Origin of the sequence: Tardiphaga sp. OK246, assembly GCF_900188215.1 — a bacterium.
GTDB classification, from domain to species: Bacteria; Pseudomonadota; Alphaproteobacteria; order Rhizobiales; family Xanthobacteraceae; genus Tardiphaga; species Tardiphaga robiniae.
This window is the reverse complement of record NZ_FZOX01000008.1, coordinates 1-18,412: the sequence shown is the minus strand read 5'-3', so window position 1 is coordinate 18,412 and position 18,412 is coordinate 1. Positions and strand designations below refer to the sequence as shown.

15 protein-coding genes, 1 rRNA gene and 1 riboswitch are annotated in these 18,412 nt (G+C 62.2%); of the genes, 9 read left to right on the top strand and 7 right to left on the bottom strand.

Features of this window, described 5'->3' with window-relative positions; all coding sequences use genetic code 11:
- The first annotated feature begins 36 nt into the window (after positions 1-36).
- Positions 37-762, top strand: a complete 726-nt coding sequence (locus tag CHC01_RS27875) for a YdcF family protein (protein ID WP_089267611.1) — start codon at positions 37-39, stop codon at positions 760-762.
- A gap of 26 nt (positions 763-788) precedes the next feature.
- Positions 789-1,562 (top strand): lysophospholipid acyltransferase family protein, encoded by a 774-nt coding sequence (locus CHC01_RS27870; protein WP_089267610.1) that lies wholly within the window; start codon positions 789-791, stop codon positions 1,560-1,562.
- 413 nt (positions 1,563-1,975) lie between these two features.
- Here CHC01_RS27870 and CHC01_RS27865 read toward each other — a convergent pair whose 3' ends face one another.
- Positions 1,976-2,533, bottom strand: a complete 558-nt coding sequence (locus CHC01_RS27865; protein ID WP_089267609.1) for a gamma-glutamylcyclotransferase — start codon at positions 2,531-2,533, stop codon at positions 1,976-1,978.
- A 127-nt stretch (positions 2,534-2,660) separates the two neighbouring features.
- Here CHC01_RS27865 and CHC01_RS27860 point away from each other — a divergent pair, with 127 nt between their 5' ends.
- On the top strand, positions 2,661-3,851 hold the full coding sequence (locus CHC01_RS27860) for a DUF2125 domain-containing protein (RefSeq protein WP_089267608.1): 1,191 nt from the start codon (positions 2,661-2,663) through the stop codon (positions 3,849-3,851).
- A gap of 183 nt (positions 3,852-4,034) precedes the next feature.
- Here CHC01_RS27860 and CHC01_RS27855 read toward each other — a convergent pair whose 3' ends face one another.
- From CHC01_RS27855 to CHC01_RS27845, 3 genes are read right to left on the bottom strand one after another with little or no spacing between them, the layout of a single operon-like run.
- Positions 4,035-4,973: a prephenate/arogenate dehydrogenase family protein gene (locus CHC01_RS27855; protein WP_089267607.1), complete on the bottom strand. Its 939-nt coding sequence runs from the start codon at positions 4,971-4,973 to the stop codon at positions 4,035-4,037.
- Between the two features lies 1 nt (position 4,974).
- Positions 4,975-6,078 carry a histidinol-phosphate transaminase gene (hisC, locus tag CHC01_RS27850; protein ID WP_089267830.1) on the bottom strand — a complete coding sequence of 368 codons (1,104 nt, stop codon included), beginning with the start codon at positions 6,076-6,078 and terminating at the stop codon, positions 4,975-4,977.
- A 26-nt stretch (positions 6,079-6,104) separates the two neighbouring features.
- A complete protein-coding gene (locus CHC01_RS27845) occupies positions 6,105-6,956 on the bottom strand; it encodes a chorismate mutase (protein WP_089267606.1) in 852 nt (283 codons plus the stop codon).
- 203 nt (positions 6,957-7,159) lie between these two features.
- Positions 7,160-7,239, top strand: a riboswitch (SAM riboswitch).
- An 87-nt stretch (positions 7,240-7,326) separates the two neighbouring features.
- Between CHC01_RS27845 and metX the strand changes: the two genes are divergently transcribed.
- From metX to CHC01_RS27830, 3 genes are all read left to right on the top strand, one after another.
- Positions 7,327-8,529 (top strand): homoserine O-acetyltransferase MetX, encoded by a 1,203-nt coding sequence (metX, locus tag CHC01_RS27840; protein WP_089267605.1) that lies wholly within the window; start codon positions 7,327-7,329, stop codon positions 8,527-8,529.
- Positions 8,530-8,531: 2 nt separating this feature from the next.
- Positions 8,532-9,218 carry a methionine biosynthesis protein MetW gene (gene metW / locus CHC01_RS27835; RefSeq protein ID WP_244558546.1) on the top strand — a complete coding sequence of 229 codons (687 nt, stop codon included), beginning with the start codon at positions 8,532-8,534 and terminating at the stop codon, positions 9,216-9,218.
- 341 nt (positions 9,219-9,559) lie between these two features.
- Complete coding sequence (locus CHC01_RS27830) at positions 9,560-10,204, top strand: TIGR02594 family protein (protein WP_068729161.1); 645 nt, start codon at positions 9,560-9,562, stop codon at positions 10,202-10,204.
- Positions 10,205-10,362: 158 nt separating this feature from the next.
- On the opposite strand, the gene CHC01_RS27825 is transcribed toward CHC01_RS27830, so the two are convergent.
- Together CHC01_RS27825 and CHC01_RS27820 are read right to left on the bottom strand one after the other, a co-directional pair.
- Positions 10,363-10,788, bottom strand: coding sequence for a hypothetical protein (locus CHC01_RS27825; RefSeq protein ID WP_089267604.1), 426 nt, complete (start codon positions 10,786-10,788; stop codon positions 10,363-10,365).
- Between the two features lie 167 nt (positions 10,789-10,955).
- Complete coding sequence (locus tag CHC01_RS27820; protein WP_089267603.1) at positions 10,956-11,732, bottom strand: MOSC domain-containing protein; 777 nt, start codon at positions 11,730-11,732, stop codon at positions 10,956-10,958.
- Between the two features lie 231 nt (positions 11,733-11,963).
- Between CHC01_RS27820 and clpB the strand changes: the two genes are divergently transcribed.
- A complete protein-coding gene (gene clpB / locus CHC01_RS27815; RefSeq protein ID WP_089267602.1) occupies positions 11,964-14,600 on the top strand; it encodes an ATP-dependent chaperone ClpB in 2,637 nt (878 codons plus the stop codon).
- A 71-nt stretch (positions 14,601-14,671) separates the two neighbouring features.
- Positions 14,672-15,310 carry an NAD-dependent epimerase/dehydratase family protein gene (locus tag CHC01_RS27810; protein ID WP_089267601.1) on the top strand — a complete coding sequence of 213 codons (639 nt, stop codon included), beginning with the start codon at positions 14,672-14,674 and terminating at the stop codon, positions 15,308-15,310.
- A gap of 89 nt (positions 15,311-15,399) precedes the next feature.
- Here CHC01_RS27810 and CHC01_RS27805 read toward each other — a convergent pair whose 3' ends face one another.
- Entirely contained in the window at positions 15,400-17,463 is a 2,064-nt protein-coding gene (locus CHC01_RS27805; protein ID WP_231079079.1) for a M23 family metallopeptidase, read from the bottom strand.
- An 836-nt stretch (positions 17,464-18,299) separates the two neighbouring features.
- Between CHC01_RS27805 and CHC01_RS27800 the strand changes: the two genes are divergently transcribed.
- Positions 18,300-18,412: ribosomal RNA gene (locus tag CHC01_RS27800) — 16S ribosomal RNA — on the top strand; the annotation flags it as partial.

The following is an 18,412-nucleotide window of genomic DNA, read 5'->3' as shown; positions in this document are numbered from 1 at the left end:
CCTAAGATTGCTGCCAAAGGACCAAACGCCAGACCGATGACCTTGCTCGACGACCAGGACACCACGGAGATGCCCGTTGCCGCGCCACCGCGGCGGCGCGTCATCCGTGCGGCACTTGTGGTCGCATTTGCACTGTCCTTCATGGTCGGCGCCATCGGCTTTGTCGCGTTCCTCGCGCAACTGCGCAGCGGCGAGCTGAAGCCCTCGGCGAATGCCGACGGCATCGTGGTCCTGACCGGCGGTTCGTCGCGCGTTGCGGATGCGCTCGAATTGCTCGCCAATGGCTTCGGCAAACGGTTGTTGATCTCTGGCGTGCATCCGACCAACGGCGCCGCCAATATCTCGCGCACGCTGCCCGACAGCCAGCGGCTGCTGGATTGCTGCGTCGATCTTGATCGCTCCGCCGTCAACACCCGCAGCAATGCGGTAGAGACCAAGCGCTGGGTCCATGAGCGCGGCTTCAAGTCGCTGATCGTGGTGACGTCGAATTATCACATGCCGCGCGCGATCGTCGAAATGTCACATGAGATGCCGGATATCGAGCTGATTCCGTTCTCGGTGATTGGCGACAAATGGCGTGACGAACCGTGGTGGACCAGTGGTCCGACGCTGCGGTTGCTGCTATCGGAATATGTCAAATATCTCGCGGCCGAAGCGCGGGTGCGGCTGGCGAATATCGGCATTGATCTGATGCCGGATTCCGGCAGCGACCAGCAGAGCGACGCGCCGCAGCGCCGGCCGGCCACGGCGTCTGCGAATTGAACTGCAATTGAGCTGATCGGAACACCATGACTTCGATATTCGTGCGTTCGTTGATCTACAACGTGCTGTTCTATGTGCTGCTGGTGTTCTGGATCCTGGTGGCGATTCCAACCTTCGTGATGCCGCCGCGCGCGTTCATGGCGATCGCGAAGGCGTGGGCGACCAGCAGCATCTGGCTCATGCGTATCGTCTGCAACACCAGGGTCGACTATCGCGGACTCGAGAAAATTCCGGCGGGGCCGCTGGTGGTCGCCTCGAAACATCAATCGATGTGGGAGACCTTCGCGCTGATGCCGTTCTTCGATCGGCCGCTGTTCATCTACAAGCGCGAGCTCGGGCAGATTCCGTTCTTTGGCTGGTACCTGAAGAAGTCGAAGATGATCGGCGTCGATCGCGATGGCGGTGCGCGTTCGCTCATCGATATGGCCAAGCGCGCCACCGAAGAAATCCAGCTCGGCCGTCAGCTCATTATCTTTCCCGAAGGCACGCGTCGTCCCGTCGAGGCACCGCCGGATTACAAACCCGGTGTCGCGCAGATCTACGCCAAATCCGGCGCGCCGTGTCTGCCGGTGGCGCTGAATTCCGGCCTGTTTTGGCCGCGCCGCACTTTCCTGCGCTATCCCGGCACGCTGGTGGTGGAGTTTCTCGATCCGTTGCCGCCCGGTTTGCCGCGCAAGGAATTCATCGCGGCGATCAGCACGTCGATCGAGGCCGCCACCGATCGCATCGTTGCCGAGGCGCGCGCGGAGCAGGCGCAAATTTTTGGGCGCGTGCCGAATGTGGCGGTGAAGGAAGGGTAAAGGCGTCTATTCTTGGTGTTCAGTTTTCGTGATGGCGCGCTTCTCCTTTTCTTCGAGGTCGCTGAGCTGGTTCGAAGGATTCCATAGCAGGGGGCGAGCCGTCCCAGATGACCACCACTGCATTCCCTTCTCGATCCATGCAGTGCGCAATTCTCTATGGCGTTCGAGGCGCCTGATCCAACTCCGCTAATTACATCATCGTAGCCGAAGTGGGTGCCGCATGAGCAGCAGATCTCGTGAGAACCACCCCCCTCCGCGTTATGTGGTTCTTCTTCTAAATCGGGGTAACCACAAACAGGGCAGGTAAAAGGCATTGGTCGCGTTCCGGTTAGCTGGCATGAAGCATAATGCTGAGCGTGAGGTCAGTGAAAGGGCCGGCCCAAGATCATGCTTCGTTACATCCGGACTGCAAATCACTCGTGCAGCATGGCTGCGAGCTGATGCAGCTGTGCATCGCGAAAACCTTCGGCCTCAATGGCCTTCACGGTCGACAGCACGTAATCGCGGTTCAGCCCGGAACGACCGTGGCCCTGCCGCACGAAGTGCAATTGCTCGCTGAGGCTCAGGCGCCCTGCATATTGCACATGGCCGCGGTCGACCACATAGGCCAGCGCGCTGACGCGGGTACGCTCCACGTCATCGAGCCAGACGGAGCGCATGACCTCGCGATAGACATGGGTGGTCTGCTCGCGCTCCCTGAGATAGGCGATGGTGTCATGGCGCAGCTTGGCCGCCACGCGAAAGGCAATGCCGCGGCAGGCGCCGCCGCGATCCAGGCCGAGCACGAGGCCGGGCTTTTCCGGCGTGCCGCGGTGGTCGAAGGAATAGACGCAGAGCGCCCGATGTTCGCCGATCAGCCGGGCTGGGACCTGTTCGATGAACTCGAAGCCCGGCCGCCACATAAGCGAGCCATAGCCGAACACCCAGAGATCGCTGTCGGAATCGGGCTCGGCGGTGATTTTCGCGGTCATCCTGCCGACCTAGCAGAAACCTTGGGCCCGGGCGATCTTGATTTCCTGCAATGTGGCCCTGCGACCGCAGGATAACCCCATGAAAGGGATCGCCGATTTGACAAAATCATGCGATCTACGTCCCGCCATGTCCGAATATGCACAGCCCACCCAGCGCCGCCTCTGGCCGATTTTCATCCTGCCCGCCATCATCGTCGTCCTTGCGGCGGCGTGGAGCGGCTTCTGGTTCTATGCCGCGTCCAAGGTCGACGAAAACGTCGATATCTGGCGCGCCCGCGAGGCCGCGGCTGGCCGCGTCTATGATTGCGCCAACCGTTCGGTCTCCGGCTTCCCGTTCCGGCTCGAAGTCCGCTGCAGCGGTGTCAGTGTTTCGCTGACCTCGCAAACGGCCACCCAGAATGCGACGCAGGTGCCGATCACCGCGAAGCTCGGTGAGATCGTCGTGGTTGCGCAGATTTACACGCCGCGGCTCCTGGTCGCCGAATTCACCGCGCCGGCCGTCCTGTCCGATCGCGGTCAGCCGGCGATGGTGATGAATTGGGGCTCGGCGCGCAGCAGCATCACCGGTCTGCCCGGTACGCCTGACAGCGCCGACATCGTGTTCGACGACGTGTCGCTCGACCGTTTCGCCGGCTCGGTGCAGGCGCCGACCGCACGCGCCAAACAGGTCGAATTGCATGGCCGCACGGCAGCAAACTCCACGCCGGACAAGCCGGTGATCGAGACGGCCCTGCAGATCAGGAGCGGCAGCATTGCCGATGTTCATCCGATCCTCGCAGCGCCGTTCGATGCCGATATCCGCGCATTGCTCAGCGGACTCAAGGATGTCTCGCCCAAGCCCTGGCCGCAGCGTTTCCGCGAGCTTCAGGCTGCAGGTGGACGCGTCGAGATCGTGCAGTCGCGCGTCCAGCAGGGCGAGATCATCTCGCTGGCGACGGGCTCGCTCGGTCTGACCGCCGCGGGCAATCTCGACGGCGAATTGCAGATGACGGTAGCGGGGCTGGACAAGGCTATCGCCGCCCTGGGGATCGACAAGTTGCTCGAGATGGGCGTGCCTCAGGAGGCGCTGGATCGCATTGCGCCCGGCGTGAAATCGCAGGACGTCAACAACATCCTCGGTGCGCTGGATCGCGCGATCCCCGGTCTCGGCAATGTCGTGCGCAAGAATGCCGGCAGCGGCCTTGCCGCCGGCGTCAATTCGATCGGGACTGCGGCCGTCTTGGAAGGCAAAGCGGCGCGGTCGTTCCCGCTGAAATTTGTCGATGGCGCGGTGTTCCTCGGGCCGCTGCGCGTGGCGCAGATCCCGCCGCTGTTTTAAGGGCCAGTTTCTCGCTTCCCCTCTCCCCCAGCGCAGCGTAGCTGCGCGCCGCGGGAGAGGGTGGATCGAACCGCAAAGCGGTTCGAGACGGGAGAGGGGCAGCAGAGCTCCATCTCACCCCTCTTCCGGCACGGACTTCGTCCGCGCCACCTTCTCCCGCAAGGGGAGAAGGGAAGAAGAGCCTCAATCCTTCTTCGTCAGCGCCTGATGTTTGCGCCCGAAGTCCGGTGCCGCTTCATCCTGACCGATACTCACGATGCCGCGGCGGATCGCACGCGTCCGGGTGAAGTGCTCGAACAGCGCATCGCCATCGTCGCGGCGGATCGCACGGGTCAGTTTCGACAGGTCTTCCTGGAAGGTGCCGAGCATTTCCAGCACCGCGTCCTTGTTGGCGAGAAACACGTCGCGCCACATGGTCGGGTCTGATGCTGCGATACGGGTGAAATCGCGGAAACCGCCCGCGGAGAACTTCAGCACTTCCGACCTCGTGACGTCTTCGAGCTCGTCGGCCGTGCCTACGATTGTATAAGCGATCAGATGCGGCAGATGGCTGGTGACCGCGAGCACCAGATCGTGATGCGCGGCCTGCATGATCTCGACATTGGCGCCGAGCGCAGCCCAGAAGCCGGTGAGCTTCTCGACGGCGGCGGGATCCGCGCCCTCGGGCGGCGTCAGAATGCACCAGCGATTGCTGAACAGTTCGGCGAAGCCGGAGTCGGGACCGGAGTTTTCCGTGCCGGCGACCGGATGCGCGGGAATGAAGTGGATATTGCCCGGCAGATATTCCGACATCGCGTGCAGTACGGAGGCTTTCACCGAACCGACGTCGGACACGATCGCGCCGGGCGAAAGATGCGCTGCGATGCTTTTCGCCACGTCGCCCGCCACGCCGACGGGCACGCAGGCGATGACCAGATCGGCATCCTTGACGGCGCTGGCATTGTCGTCGGCGATGCGGTCGGCGAGCTTGATTTCCACGGCGCGTGCACGCACGGCCGCCGAATTGTCGGTGGCAACCAATTCACCGGCAAGGCCGAGCTGCTGGATGCCGCGCGCCAGCGACGAGCCGATCAGGCCAAGCCCGATCAGCGCGATACGTTTGAAGGGCGGCGTGGCGCTCACGTCATTGCCCCGAATTCGATGCCATGAATTCACGCAGCGTCTCGATCACCAGCCTGTTGGCTTCCTCGGTGCCGATGGTCATGCGCAGCGAGTTCGGCAGGCCGTAATTGGTCACGGCGCGCAGCACCAGCCCGCGCCTGGTCAGGAACGCATCGGCATCCGCTGCGGTCTTGCCGGTCGCCGGAAAATGCATCAGCAGGAAATTGGCCACGCTCGGCGTCACCTCGATGCCGAGCTTGGTGATTTCCTCGGTCAGGATGCCGATCCACTTGGCGGTGTATGTGCGCGACATCTCGACATGGCCGGTGTCCTCGATCGCCCCCACTGCGGCCATCATCGCCGGCGCCGAGACGTTGAACGGCCCACGAATCCGGTTCATCGCATCGACGATGTGCGCAGGGCCGAACATCCAGCCGATCCGCAAGGCGGCCAGGCCGTGCACCTTCGAGAAGGTGTAGGTGGCGACGGTATTCTCGGTGGTCTTCGCCAGCTCCAGGCCGTTGTCGTAGTCGCCCTTGGTCACGTAGTCCCAATACGCGGCGTCGAGCACCAGCAGCACGTGCTCCGGCAGGCCGGCGCGCAGGCGCTTGATCTCGGAGGAGGGCAGATAAGTGCCAGTCGGGTTGTTCGGGTTCGCCAGCCACACCAGCTTGGTGCGCGGCGTGACGCATTTCAGGATCGCATCGACGTTGCAGGTGAAGTTGGTTTCCGGAGCGACCACATTGGTGGCGCCGTTCGCCTGGGTAGCGATCGGGTAGACCAGAAAGCCGTGCGTCGTCGAAATCGCCTCGTCGCCGGGGCCGAGATAGACATGCGCAATCAGGTTGAGAATTTCGTCGGAGCCGGCACCGCAGATGATCTGCGCGGGATCGAGGCCGAAGCGGTGGCCGAGCGCCTCGCGCAGCACCTTCGACGTGCCTTCCGGATAATCCTCGAGATGCGCGACAGCGGTGGCGAAAGCGTCCTTGGCGCGCGCCGACGGACCGAACGGGGTCTCGTTGGCCGACAGCTTGTAGGTCTTGCGGCCGGGCTCCACCACCGGGCTCTTGCCAGGGGTGTAGGGCGCGATATCGAGAATGCCGGGCTTCGGCACAGGACGGGACATCTTCAACTCCAGAACGTCAGATTGGCTTACGAACGCGGTGCGTCGCTGGCGGCCACGGTATAGCGGGTTGCGTGGCTGCCGACGAGAGCCGTGGAGCGCACCGAGGCGCCGGCTTCGATCAGCGCCGACTTGATCTTGTCGAGGCTCGAGGCTCTCGTGATCGAGATCAGCAGCGCCGCGCCGTCAAAGGCGGTATCCGGCACGGCGACGATTTCGGCCAGTGGCGACAGCGCACGCGCGGTCTCGGCATTCCAGCCGGACACCCGCACGCTCCACATCTCGACCTCGGTCACCATGGCGCTGTCGGCAACGCGCGACACCACGAATACCGGCAATGCGGCCGGATGGTCGGCGCGTTCGATGAACGGCAGGCGTGCGATGATCTTCGGCGCGCCCAGGGCTTCCAGCGGGATCCACCACGGCGTGCGGCTGGACGTCGCCGAGACCAGCGCGAGATCGCCCTTGGACTTGGCCACGGCCTCGACCGCTGCGGCGGCGCTGAAATGCGCGACGTAAGGCACCGTGAAGCCGAAATGAAAGCGCGCGGAATCCCGCATCGCGCTCTCGCCGAGCGACAGATCCGCATGCACCGAGAACGGCGCCTGAACGTAAGTGAAAGTCGAGATGATCACCCGCCAGATGCTCTCGACGGTGTCGATCGGCAGGATGCCGCGATGGCGCTGCACCAGACGGCGCATCATGTCGGCCTCGCGGGCCGGTCGGAAGGCCGAGCCGACCTCCTGGGTCTGCTTCACGGAAATCAGCCGGTCGATGATGTCGCCGCGCTGCATCAACAGGGCGTGAACCTGCGCGTCGATGCTGTCGATCTCTTTGCGCAGTTCGTCCAGCGAGGGCGGGGCGGGTGGTAATTTCGACATGTTCAAAACCTTCGGGACGGGAGGCGTGATAGGTCCCGTCGAGCTTGCCGGGCCGGCTCCGGGGAGCCGGCGGGCACGGCCATTGATTAGGTAAGACGGTGCCGGAAAGCAAAGAAAACATGGAAGATCTGGCCGCAGGGCAGTTGGGCAATTTGACCGGGGTATGCCCATATTGACGACAGGCGGGTGTGGGACTAGTTTCTGGTCTCTTCCGTGGTCATTTGAGCCGGCCGGCTTGCAGCCACGTTAAACAACTCGCTAAACAGGCCGGGGACAGTTTGATCCCGGCCGAGCTATTTGTTCAGGCCGGGTTTTTTATGGCCTGATTCCGGTTTTGGTTTGAGAACCTCCTGAGGAGGCCGGTATCAAGATGGTAAATGTCGAACTGGTGAAGAGTCCGGTTGTCCGCCCCGATGAGCGTGGACATGAAGCCGATCATCCGACCTCGCTGGTCGCGGGTTTTGGCATGGATCAGCCGCTGCGGCTCGATTGCGGCGTCGACCTCGCCCCGTTCCAGATCGCCTATCAGACCTACGGAACGCTCAACGCCGACAAATCCAATGCCATCCTGGTCTGCCACGCTTTGACCGGCGACCAGCACGTCGCCAATATCAATCCGATCACCGGCAAGCCCGGCTGGTGGCAGACGCTGGTCGGCCCCGGCAAGGCACTCGATACCGAACGCTACTTCATCATCTGTTCGAATGTGCTCGGCGGCTGCATGGGCTCGACCGGTCCGGCCTCGACCAATCCCGCCACCGGCAAGATATGGGGACTGGATTTTCCGGTCATCACCATTCCCGACATGGTGCGTGCGCAGGCGATGCTGATCGACAGTCTCGGTATCGGTCAGTTGTTTTGCGTCGTCGGCGGTTCCATGGGCGGCATGCAGACGCTGCAATGGACCGCGGCCTATCCGGAGCGCGTGTTCTCCGCGCTAGCGGTCGCCTGCAGTACGCGGCATTCGGCGCAGAACATCGCCTTCCACGAGTTGGGCCGTCAGGCCGTGATGGCCGATCCCGATTGGCGGGGCGGGCGCTACTTCGAGGAAGGCACACATCCGCATCGCGGCCTCGGCGTCGCGCGGATGGCCGCGCATATCACCTATCTGTCGGATGCCGCTCTACACCGCAAGTTCGGCCGCCGCATGCAGGACAGGGAGTTGCCGACATTCTCCTTCGATGCTGATTTCCAGGTCGAGAGCTATCTGCGCTATCAGGGCTCGTCCTTTGTCGAGCGCTTCGATGCCAACTCCTATCTCTATCTGACGCGTGCGATGGACTATTTCGATATCGCAGCCGACCACAACGGCAAGCTTGCGGAAGCGTTTCGCGATACGCAGACGCGCTTTTGTCTGATGTCGTTCACATCAGACTGGCTGTTCCCGACGGCAGAATCGCGCGACGTCGTGCACGCGCTGAATGCCGGCGGCGTCCGCGTGTCCTTTGCGGAGATCGAAACCGACAAGGGTCATGATGCCTTCCTGCTCGACGTGCCCGAGTTCCTCGATATCGCCGGTGCATTTCTGAACTCCGCAGCCTCCGTGCGCGGCCTGCCTGTTACGGGGACATAGAGATGGCGTTTCCACAACAAGCCTTGCCGCTGAATTCTGCGGTGGCGACGCCGGCGCCGCGCGGCACGCAGGACTATCGCGGCGATCACCTCCTGGTCGCGGAGATGATCAAGCCGGGCTCGAAGGTGCTCGACGTGGGCTGCGGCGATGGCGATCTGCTGCAATTGCTGGAAAGCCGCGGCATTGACGGCCGCGGCATCGAATTGTCGCGCGAGGGCGTCAACCGCTGTGTCGGCAAAGGCCTCGCAGTGGTGCAGGGCGACGCCGATACGGACTTGATCAACTATCCCGACGATGCGTTCGACTACGTGATCCTGTCGCAGACGCTGCAGGCGACGCGGCAGCCGCGCGTCGTGCTGGAAAATCTGCTGCGCATCGGCCGCAGCGCGATCGTGTCGTTTCCGAATTTCGGCTTCTGGAAAATGCGCGTGCAGTTGCTTGTCGGCGGCCGCATGCCACGTACGGAGAATCTGCCGGCGACGTGGTACGACACGCCGAACATTCACTTCTGCACCATCAAGGACTTCGTGCAGCTGTGCGACGAGATCAACGTGAAGATGGAGCGCGCCGTTGCGCTCGATCTCTATGGTCGTCCGCTGCGCCTCAATGCGCCGTGGTGGTTCTGGAACATGTTCGGGGAGCAGGGCGTTTTCCTGCTGAGCCGCGCGAGTAAATCGGCGCAACCCTGATCGCGTGTAGATTTCTGCCTGATGGAAACAGAAGTACCGCATTTGATGCGGCTTTTCGCGCCGTGTGTCGGCCTGCGATACACGCCAAAGATGTGCGTAAAAGCTAATTGTAATAGGTAATATAAGCGCGCATTCTGTCGAATGGGTGGCTGCTATGTCTATACGTATGGCGTCCGTTGAAGTTGAAGCGATTCACTCCGATGTCGCCGTTAAAAAATCGTCACTTGAACCGTTCTAGGTCTTGTTATCGCCATACCAACTTCGTTACCACGCCCGTCCCGATTGTTGGCCCGCGTATTTGGGCCGATGGGGTTCGGGGGTGTTAAGAGGAAAAATTCGGTATGGTTCAGTTCTTTGCGTATCGCCGTGCACTTCGCATCTCGGCTCTTGCGGTGTGTTCGGCGGCAGTTCTCGCGTCAGTCTCTCCCGCGTCGGCACGTCCTCATCACGGCGCTTCGCGTCATTCGCACCACGTCGGCAAGTACACACACAGCACGCGTCATCACGTCCGGCATCGCGCACGGTATGCACGGCGCAGTGCCCGAGTCGAACAGCAGGCGCCTTCATTCGGCGACTCCACAAATTTCAATAACGCCAATGCAAGCATGAACCAGCCTTCCGGCGGCTTCGGCGGTTCAGGCATCGTCGATGCAGCGCGCAGCTTCATCGGCCGCGGCAATCCGACGGCCCGCGGTCGTTTGTGGTGCGCAGCGTTTATGAACCTCGTATTGAAGCGCACCGGCCATCAAGGCACCGGGTCTGATATGGCGCGCTCGTTCTCGAGCTATGGCCAGCGCATCTCCGGTCCGCAGGTCGGCGCCATCGCCGTGATGTCGCGCGGTCGTCGCGGCGGTCATGTCGGTGTCGTCTCCGGCGTCGATGCCAAGGGCAACCCGATCATTGTCTCCGGCAATCACGGCAACCGCGTCGCCGAGTCGGTGTATTCGCGTGGTCGCGTTTACGCCTACGTGATGCCGACGAGCTGAAGATTCTTACTTCCCTCCCCCTTGTGGGGGGGGCGCGTGAAGCGCGGACGGGTGAGGGGTAGCCACAAACCCGAGCCTAGCTGTCCCCCTGATCCGTCACGGCCTTCGGCCGTGCCACCTTCTCCCGCAAGGGAGAAGGAAAGGGAGCGTCGTTCCGGCTACAGGCAGATCGGCCGCATCTGTCCAGACACGTCTTTAACCCGTCCTGCGCCGTCCTCAGACACCTTGATCGAGTATTGCTCGGTGCATGGACCTGCACGGCGGTTCCAGATCAAGCCGGTCGTATTAGGCTGAAATCCCATTGAGTCCGGTCGAACAACGGCGATTTCGAATCCGCCGTTTGAAATTGTGGAGATAGTTTGATCTGCGCTCGAGCCGGGCGGAAAGCTCCGCGAAATGAGATCCGCGAAGTCTTGTTGAGCTTTGCTGTAGGTTGTCGGGCCGTTGTGCCGAAGCGTCGACAGGAATGCGGGGTAATCGTCTACTCGGGACAGCGAATGGAGGAAGAGGGCCATCGAACCTGCGAAGAGCGCGGCGGGCAGCACCAGAAATACCCCGACGGCGATCAGAATGAGCTTCCGCATTGCTCCGCTTCACTCCATCTTCAATGGAAGCATGTTACCAGTTAAACTTGGCGTGCCATAGCGCGCAGATTGTTGAAGCGTACTCCGTTTACTGAGTTAGTGCTTGGCTACGCGCCGACCACGGCTTTGCCCACAAGGGGAAAAGGACGAGGGAGCGCCTTCGCGCGTTACGACGCTTCCACCTCAATCCGATCGCCCGCTGCGATTGTGCCGCCTGTGATGACTTCGGCATAGACGCCACAATCGGCGTGACCGTAGGTCTGCAGCAGCGTTTTCGGAATCGTCAGATCCCGCGCGGCCGTATCCGGATCGACATTGGTCGCTGCACAGCGGACGATGCGCTTCACCACCTTGAGCCGGGTGCTGCCGATGGCGAGCGTCCGGTCGATCAACTCGAATTCATGCCAGGCCGGCCAGCCCGCTACATGCAGGTTGCCGCGAAAGCGCAGCGGATGCACCGGCTGCCCGACGGCTTTTTCGAGATCTTTGACGCTGGCGAGGTTGATGATCGACACCACCTTGCGCGGCACGTCCGAAAAGCTATGGCCGTCCGCGAACAGCACCCTGGGTGGTCCGCGTAGTTCAGCGGCAAAATTTGCAGCAAAGAACGCTTCGATTTCCGCACGTCCTTCGGCCGTCTGCAGATCGGCTCGCGCTGCCTCCACATTATCCTGCCGGATCGTCAGTGTATGGCTGGCGTCGTCGTAGTGGCTGCGCAGCGCCGCCAGGCGCTCGTTGCGCATCAGCATCAGAAACTGGGTCTTGGGAAAATATTGCGGTGCTGCCGGGTCGAACCCGATCGGGCCGTTCTCTATGGCATAGCGCCGGTCGGCCGGCAGGGTCTGGCCGGGCTTCAGCGTGACTTGTTCCAGAGGCTCGGGCGTCAGGCCCTTCACGGGATAGCGGTAGATGCTGGCAACGCTGGCGTAAGACTGTTCTGGCATGGTTCCGGTCTTAAGAGATTTGGGCCCGCGGCGCCATCGCCTGGCCGATTGGAATTTTATGCGGACCCCTTCCGTTTCGGGAACTGGCTGCCCACATTTGCATCAAGCTGGTTTTGACGCCAGCGACGACCGCAGCCGGTTGACCACCATCAATGCGGCCTGCGGAAACCCAATGAAGATGCCCCATCCGTGCTTTCGAGGCGGACAGGGCAGGCCGAGGGACAACACACGATGAATATTGAGAAATACACCGAACGGGTGCGCGGCTTCATCCAGTCGGCACAGTCACTGGCCGTGCGCGAGGGCCATCAGCAATTCTCGCCGCTGCACATTCTGAAAGTTCTGCTGGACGATAGCGAAGGTCTGGCCGGTGGCCTGATCGACCGCGCCGGCGGCAACTCCCGCGCCATCCTGAAGGCGACGGAAACCGAGCTGGGCAAGATACCCAAGGTCTCGGGCGCAGGGGCCGGGCAGGTCTATCTGGCGCCGGCGACCGCGCGCGCTTTCGATGCCGCCGAAAAGGCCGCCGAAAAAGCCGGCGACAGTTTCGTCACCGTGGAGCGGCTGCTGCTTGCGCTGGCGCTCGACAAGGATTCGGAGGCCGGCAGCCTGCTCAACAAGGGCGGCGTCACGCCGCAAAATCTCAACGCGGCGATCAATGCGCTGCGCAAGGGCCGCACGGCGGATTCCGCCACGGCCGAAAACGCTTATGACGCGTTGAAGAAATATGCCCGCGACCTGACCCAGGCTGCGCGTGATGGCAAGCTCGACCCGGTGATTGGCCGCGACGAGGAAATCCGCCGCACGATTCAGGTATTGTCGCGGCGAACCAAGAACAATCCCGTGCTGATCGGCGAACCCGGCGTCGGCAAGACCGCCATCGTCGAAGGTCTCGCGCTGCGCATTCTCAATGGAGACGTGCCGGAGAGCCTGAAGGACAAGAGCCTGCTGTCGCTCGATCTGGGTGCGCTCATCGCCGGCGCGAAATATCGCGGCGAGTTCGAGGAGCGGCTGAAGGCGGTGCTGGGCGAGGTCACCTCGGCAGAAGGCGGCATCATCCTGTTCATCGACGAAATGCATCAGCTGATCGGCGCCGGCAAGGGCGATGGCGCGATGGACGCGTCGAACCTGTTGAAGCCTGCGCTCGCCCGCGGCGAATTGCATTGCATCGGCGCCACCACGCTCGACGAATATCGCAAGCATGTGGAGAAGGACGCGGCGCTGGCGCGGCGCTTCCAGCCGATCTTCGTGGCTGAGCCGACTGTGGAAGACACCGTCTCGATCCTGCGCGGCCTCAAGGACAAATACGAACAGCATCACGGTGTCCGCATCACGGATAGCGCACTGGTCGCTGCCGTCACGCTGTCGAACCGCTACATCACCGATCGCTTCCTGCCGGATAAAGCCATCGACCTGATGGACGAGGCTTCGGCACGGTTGAAGATGCAAGTCGACTCCAAGCCTGAAGAACTCGATTCGATGGACCGCGAGATCATCCGGCTCAAGATCGAGCAGGAGGCGCTTGGCAAGGAAACCGATGCAGGCTCGAAGAGCAGGCTCGAAACGCTCAAGAAGGAACTCGCCGAGCTCGAAGAGAAATCGGCAGCGCTCACCCAGCGCTGGTCGGCCGAGAAGAACAAGCTGTCGAATGCGCAGAAGCTCAAGAGCGAGCTCGATGGCTTGCGCCTCGAACTGGCCGAAGCACAGCGCCGCGGCGAATATCAGCGCGCCGGTGAGCTGGCCTATGGCCGGATTCCCGACCTTGAAAAGCGTCTGGCCGATATCGAAGCCAACGAGAATTCCGAGATGATGGAAGAGGCGGTCACCGCCAATCACATCGCGCAGGTGGTCTCGCGCTGGACCGGCGTGCCGGTCGACAAGATGCTCGAAGGCGAGAAGGACAAGCTGTTGCGGATGGAGCTCAGCCTCGGCGAGCGCGTCGTCGGCCAGGCCGAAGCCGTGCGTGCGGTGGCAACTGCCGTCCGTCGTTCACGCGCGGGCTTGCAGGATCCGAACCGGCCGATCGGCTCGTTCATGTTCCTCGGCCCCACCGGCGTCGGCAAGACCGAGCTGACCAAGGCGTTGGCGTCCTATCTGTTTGACGATGACACCGCGATGGTGCGTCTCGACATGTCCGAATATATGGAGAAGCACTCGGTCTCACGCCTGATCGGCGCGCCGCCGGGCTATGTCGGCTATGACGAGGGCGGCGCGCTCACCGAAGCTGTGCGGCGGCGGCCCTATCAGGTCGTGCTGTTCGACGAGGTCGAGAAGGCGCATCCGGACGTGTTCAACGTGCTGCTGCAGGTGCTCGACGACGGCCGCCTGACCGATGGCCAGGGCCGCACTGTCGATTTCCGCAACACGCTGATCATCATGACGTCGAATCTCGGCTCCGAATTCCTGGTCAATCAGCCGGAGGGCGAGGATACGTCCGCGGTGCGCGACTTGGTGATGGGCAATGTCCGCGCCCATTTCCGGCCGGAATTCCTGAATCGTGTCGACGAGATCATCCTGTTCCATCGCTTGCAGAAGAGCGAGATGGGCCGGATCGTCGAGATCCAGTTTGCGCGGCTCACCAAGCTGCTGGAAGATCGCAAGATCACGCTGGTGCTGGAGGACGAAGCCCGCGACTGGCTCGCCGACAAGGGCTGGGATCCCGCCTACGGCGCCCGTCCCCTCAAGCGTGTGATCCAGCGCAACGTCCAGGATCCGCTGGCCGAGATGATCCTCGCCGGCGACGTCAAGGACGGTGACCATGTCGACATAAGCGCCGCCGGCAACGTCCTGACCTTCAACGGCAAGCCGGCCCGGACCGCGGAGATCGCCGAGTTCGAGGCGCCGGTGCCGAAGCGGCAGCTGAACTGACGGCACGGGTTTAAACGCAACGAAACGGCCTGAATCTCGCGGTTCAGGCCGTTTCCACGTCGGAGAAGATCATGACCCGCATCCTCGTGGTCGGCGCCACCGGCCTTGTCGGCCACCATGTCATCGCCAAAGCGCTCGCCTACAGTCGGATCACGCGCATCGTTGCGCCGACGCGTCGGCCGCTCGCGGCACATGCGAAGCTCGACAACCCGCTGGTCGATTTCGGCCGGTTACCAGCCGGGGCCGACTGGTGGGATGTCGATGGTGTGATCTGTGCACTCGGCACAACGCGCGCCAAGGCGGGCTCGGATCAAGCGTTTCGCGTTGTGGATCATGATTACCCGCTCGCAGTCGCGCGACTGGCGCGCAAGCACGGCGCTAGCCGTTTCGCACTCAATTCGTCGGTGGGTGCCAATGCGCGCTCAAAGCTGCTTTATCCGCGTACCAAAGGCGAAGTGGAGGAAGCGCTGAAGGCGATAGGCTTTCCGTCTTTGACGATTGTGCGGCCAGGCCTGATCGGCGGTGATCGCGACGAATTCCGGCTGGGCGAGCACGTCGCGGCGGCGGTGCTCGGTGTGCTGGGTCCGGTTCTGCCGCGCAGTTATCGGATCAGCCCCGCCGACAAGATCGCAGACGCATTGATCGAGGCAGCCGTGACCGGCTCGCCGGGCGTTCACCTGATCGGGTCTGCAGAGCTCGCTGCGGATTGATCGCCGGACCTCAGCGTCCTTTTTGCTATTGTCCCGAGCGTCTCCTAGCCCACGCGGCTGACGCGCAGAACAAGGCGAAAAATACGAATTTAGCGGCTGGTCGTCGGCCGTGCTGGTGGCACCGCGCCGGTCACGCCTGCGTCGGACACGCGGGCGCCGGGGCCTCGCATGGTCATCTGGGCGTCGATCCGGTCACGTTCCTTCTCGAAGCCGGCCATGATCGGCCCTTCGAGCGAGCGGCCGCGTGGCAGTTTCACGCGCATAGGATCGACGAAGCGGCCGTTGACCAGAATTTCGTAGTGAACGTGGGCGCCGGTGGACATGCCGGTGGAGCCGACGAAGCCGATGACCTGACCCTGCCGCACGCGCTTGCCGGGCTCCATGCCCTTGGCAAAGGCCGACATATGGCCGTAGGCGGTCTCGTAGCCGTTGTTGTGCTTGATGCGGATATATTTGCCGTAGCCGCCTTCCCAGGCTGCTTTTTCGATCACGCCGTTGCCGGATGCGAAAATCGGAGTGCCGTAGGGCGTCGACCAGTCCACGCCGGTATGCATCTTGGTGTAGCCGAGGATCGGGTGGCGGCGTCCGCCGAAGCCCGAACGCATGATGGCGTTATTGACGGGTTTGCGGACCAGAAACTTCTTCGCGCTCTTGCCGGTCTCGTCATAGTAGTCGACGACCGAGTCGTCGGTGGTCAGGAAGCGATAGTATTTTTTGGTTTCGCCGCCCACCGTAAGCGAAGCGAACAACACTTCGGTCTTTTCGGTGATGGTGGCGCCTTCGTCTTCGCCGGCAAAGAACACGTCGAACGAGTCGCCGGGCTGTACTTTGCGCTGGAAATCCACGTCGTAGGAGTAGATCCGGATCATGTCCTCGATGACAGTAGCCGGGACCTTGTTGCGCAGTGCCGTCTCGTAAATGCTCTGATAGAGCCGCACGCCGGTGCCGTCATCCTCCTCGTCATCATCCGATGCGCTTGGCGCTTCGGCGACGGTGTTCATGCTGGAGACGTCGACGGCGACGTATTTGCCGAGATCGGAGAGAGCGGCGACAGCTTCGATAGTGGAGTCGTTGGCGACGATCACGCGATACGGCTGTAAGCGCTGGCCAGGTCCGGCCGGCGACATCAAGATTCGAACTTTCTGGCCTTCCTTCAGTCCGCCGTCGCGGCCGCGGGCACCCAGCGTAGTGGCAATCGCCTTGGCTTCCTCGGGCATCGCGCCCTGGTCGCGCAGGATGGTCAGGATGGTGTCGCCCTTCTTGACGATATGGATACGCTCGCCATTCGGGTTGCCGCCGGTCGCCTGATCCTTGGTCTTGGCCAGCAGCGTGACGTTTTCCGGCACGATACGGGTTTCGAAGCCGGCATAAGGATCGGCTGTGGTCCCTTCGGCGGCATAGGCCATCTTCATGTCGGGCTGGCCGCCGATATCGCCGGTGGCGCTGGCGACCGTCGTGTAGCGAACGCCGGTATTGCCGCGCCAGTTGGAGGCGTCGCGCACGCGCATCAGGACTTCATCGATTGCAACACTGGCGCCGATCTTGGCTTTCGGCAGTACCTGACCGAGATCGCGGGTGACGAAGGAGACTTCGGCATCCGGCTCGACGGCATTCGGATTGACCGCGGCGTCGTCGCTGTTCGGGGCGGGGCTGCCGACATCGGTCAGCAGGCGCTGTGCATTGAAGGGCGGGATCTTGGCGCTGAGATCGCTGGTCGCCATCGCCAGATTGCCGGAAATCCGGATGAAGGGCCGCACGCGCATGACGTCGCGATTGCCGACGCGGGTGACGGTGGAGACTTTGAGTACCTGGCGCGCGGCGGAAGAGTCGCTCGGCGGCGGCAGGCGGTCAGACTTATGCAGGCTGGCTTGTTTGTCGGTGGCACTGAAGGCGCCGCGTAGCGCGCCTTCGACACGCTCCGGTACCTTGGCAAAGGTCATCTCGCCGTCAAGCGACGCAAAAACGGCGCCGCCGATCAGAGCCGCGCCGCAGAGACCTGTGAGGATAGTACCACTGAACCATTGTACCGAGACGCGGCGACGATCGATGACCGCGGCTTCGGAGCCATCAACGGATAGCGGCGGCTCGTGGCCGAGATCAATCATCCCGGTCTCACGATTATAGGCGCCGCCGCGTGACAGTCCGTGATTCAAGCCGACATCCCCCGAATTCCCAGCATCATGCGAAGAGTCTTCCCCAAGCACATCGCATCGACGGTCGAACAGTGCGCGCCAAAATGCTGGCCGAATGGACGAACGTCAATGCTGCAAACTCTTTCGCTGTGTTCTCTTTGGCCCAAAAGCGCACTGCGATGACGCAGCTCGTTCTTTCGAGAGACCGTTGGGCCCAGATCCGGTTCGACCACCCCTAAAAAGTTTCAGGGGCGACGCAGAATCTTTGCACAAGGCATGCTCAGAACGTCGGAGGAATGTGGCTCTTGTACGGCGTCACCCCTGTAAAACCTACGCTTTTTGGGCCCTGAGGCCTCCTCCACAGCACGTGACGATTTTCTGACGAATGGCGTTGACAGTTTCGGGTGAGGGGGCCTATAACCCGGCCACTGAGCGCAGCGGCGCCGGGGCCTACCAGCCCGGACGGTTGTTCGTGTCTCGGAAGCTCATCACCGCGAAGAGTGTTTCAGTAGCCGATAGGTGTCGGCTGCTGATCTGTTGTCGGGTGATTGAGTGACAAGATTTTCTCCCTCTCGGGGAGAGTGACGCTTCGGCGTTGGGCTGTTTGACAAGTTAAATTGAAGAAAGAGAAACGTGGGCGGCGGAGTCCTTGCGGGTCTCGTTCGATGGAAGCTTCGGCTTCTTGAGGCGGGGCCGGACGAAAGACTTCGGCGGTACACGTTTTGAACAAAGGTTAACACCATCGTTGTTAGCGCTGTGAAGCGCGGACAGCAGATTGGCTGAACTTCGGTTTGGTCGATTTAGTATGGTGGGACCTCGTCAATACGTTGTGATCAGCCGGTTTAAAGTTTCAAGTCCAACTTGAGAGTTTGATCCTGGCTCAGAGCGAACGCTGGCGGCAGGCTTAACACATGCAAGTCGAACGGGCGTAGCAATACGTCAGTGGCAGACGGGTGAGTAACGCGTGGGA

Excerpts from the sequence above, each read along its gene's own strand:
- CHC01_RS27865 (WP_089267609.1), bottom strand. The coding sequence starts at position 2,533 with ATGACCGCGAAAATCACCGCCGAGCCCGATTCCGACAGCGATCTCTGG.
- CHC01_RS27870 (WP_089267610.1), top strand. The coding sequence starts at position 789 with ATGACTTCGATATTCGTGCGTTCGTTGATCTACAACGTGCTGTTCTAT.
- metX (WP_089267605.1), top strand. The coding sequence starts at position 7,327 with ATGGTAAATGTCGAACTGGTGAAGAGTCCGGTTGTCCGCCCCGATGAG.
- metW (WP_244558546.1), top strand. The coding sequence starts at position 8,532 with ATGGCGTTTCCACAACAAGCCTTGCCGCTGAATTCTGCGGTGGCGACG.
- CHC01_RS27845 (WP_089267606.1), bottom strand. The coding sequence starts at position 6,956 with ATGTCGAAATTACCACCCGCCCCGCCCTCGCTGGACGAACTGCGCAAA.
- CHC01_RS27830 (WP_068729161.1), top strand. The coding sequence starts at position 9,560 with ATGGTTCAGTTCTTTGCGTATCGCCGTGCACTTCGCATCTCGGCTCTT.
- CHC01_RS27820 (WP_089267603.1), bottom strand. The coding sequence starts at position 11,732 with ATGCCAGAACAGTCTTACGCCAGCGTTGCCAGCATCTACCGCTATCCC.
- CHC01_RS27825 (WP_089267604.1), bottom strand. The coding sequence starts at position 10,788 with ATGCGGAAGCTCATTCTGATCGCCGTCGGGGTATTTCTGGTGCTGCCC.
- hisC (WP_089267830.1), bottom strand. The coding sequence starts at position 6,078 with ATGTCCCGTCCTGTGCCGAAGCCCGGCATTCTCGATATCGCGCCCTAC.
- CHC01_RS27875 (WP_089267611.1), top strand. The coding sequence starts at position 37 with ATGACCTTGCTCGACGACCAGGACACCACGGAGATGCCCGTTGCCGCG.
- clpB (WP_089267602.1), top strand. The coding sequence starts at position 11,964 with ATGAATATTGAGAAATACACCGAACGGGTGCGCGGCTTCATCCAGTCG.
- CHC01_RS27860 (WP_089267608.1), top strand. The coding sequence starts at position 2,661 with ATGTCCGAATATGCACAGCCCACCCAGCGCCGCCTCTGGCCGATTTTC.
- CHC01_RS27810 (WP_089267601.1), top strand. The coding sequence starts at position 14,672 with ATGACCCGCATCCTCGTGGTCGGCGCCACCGGCCTTGTCGGCCACCAT.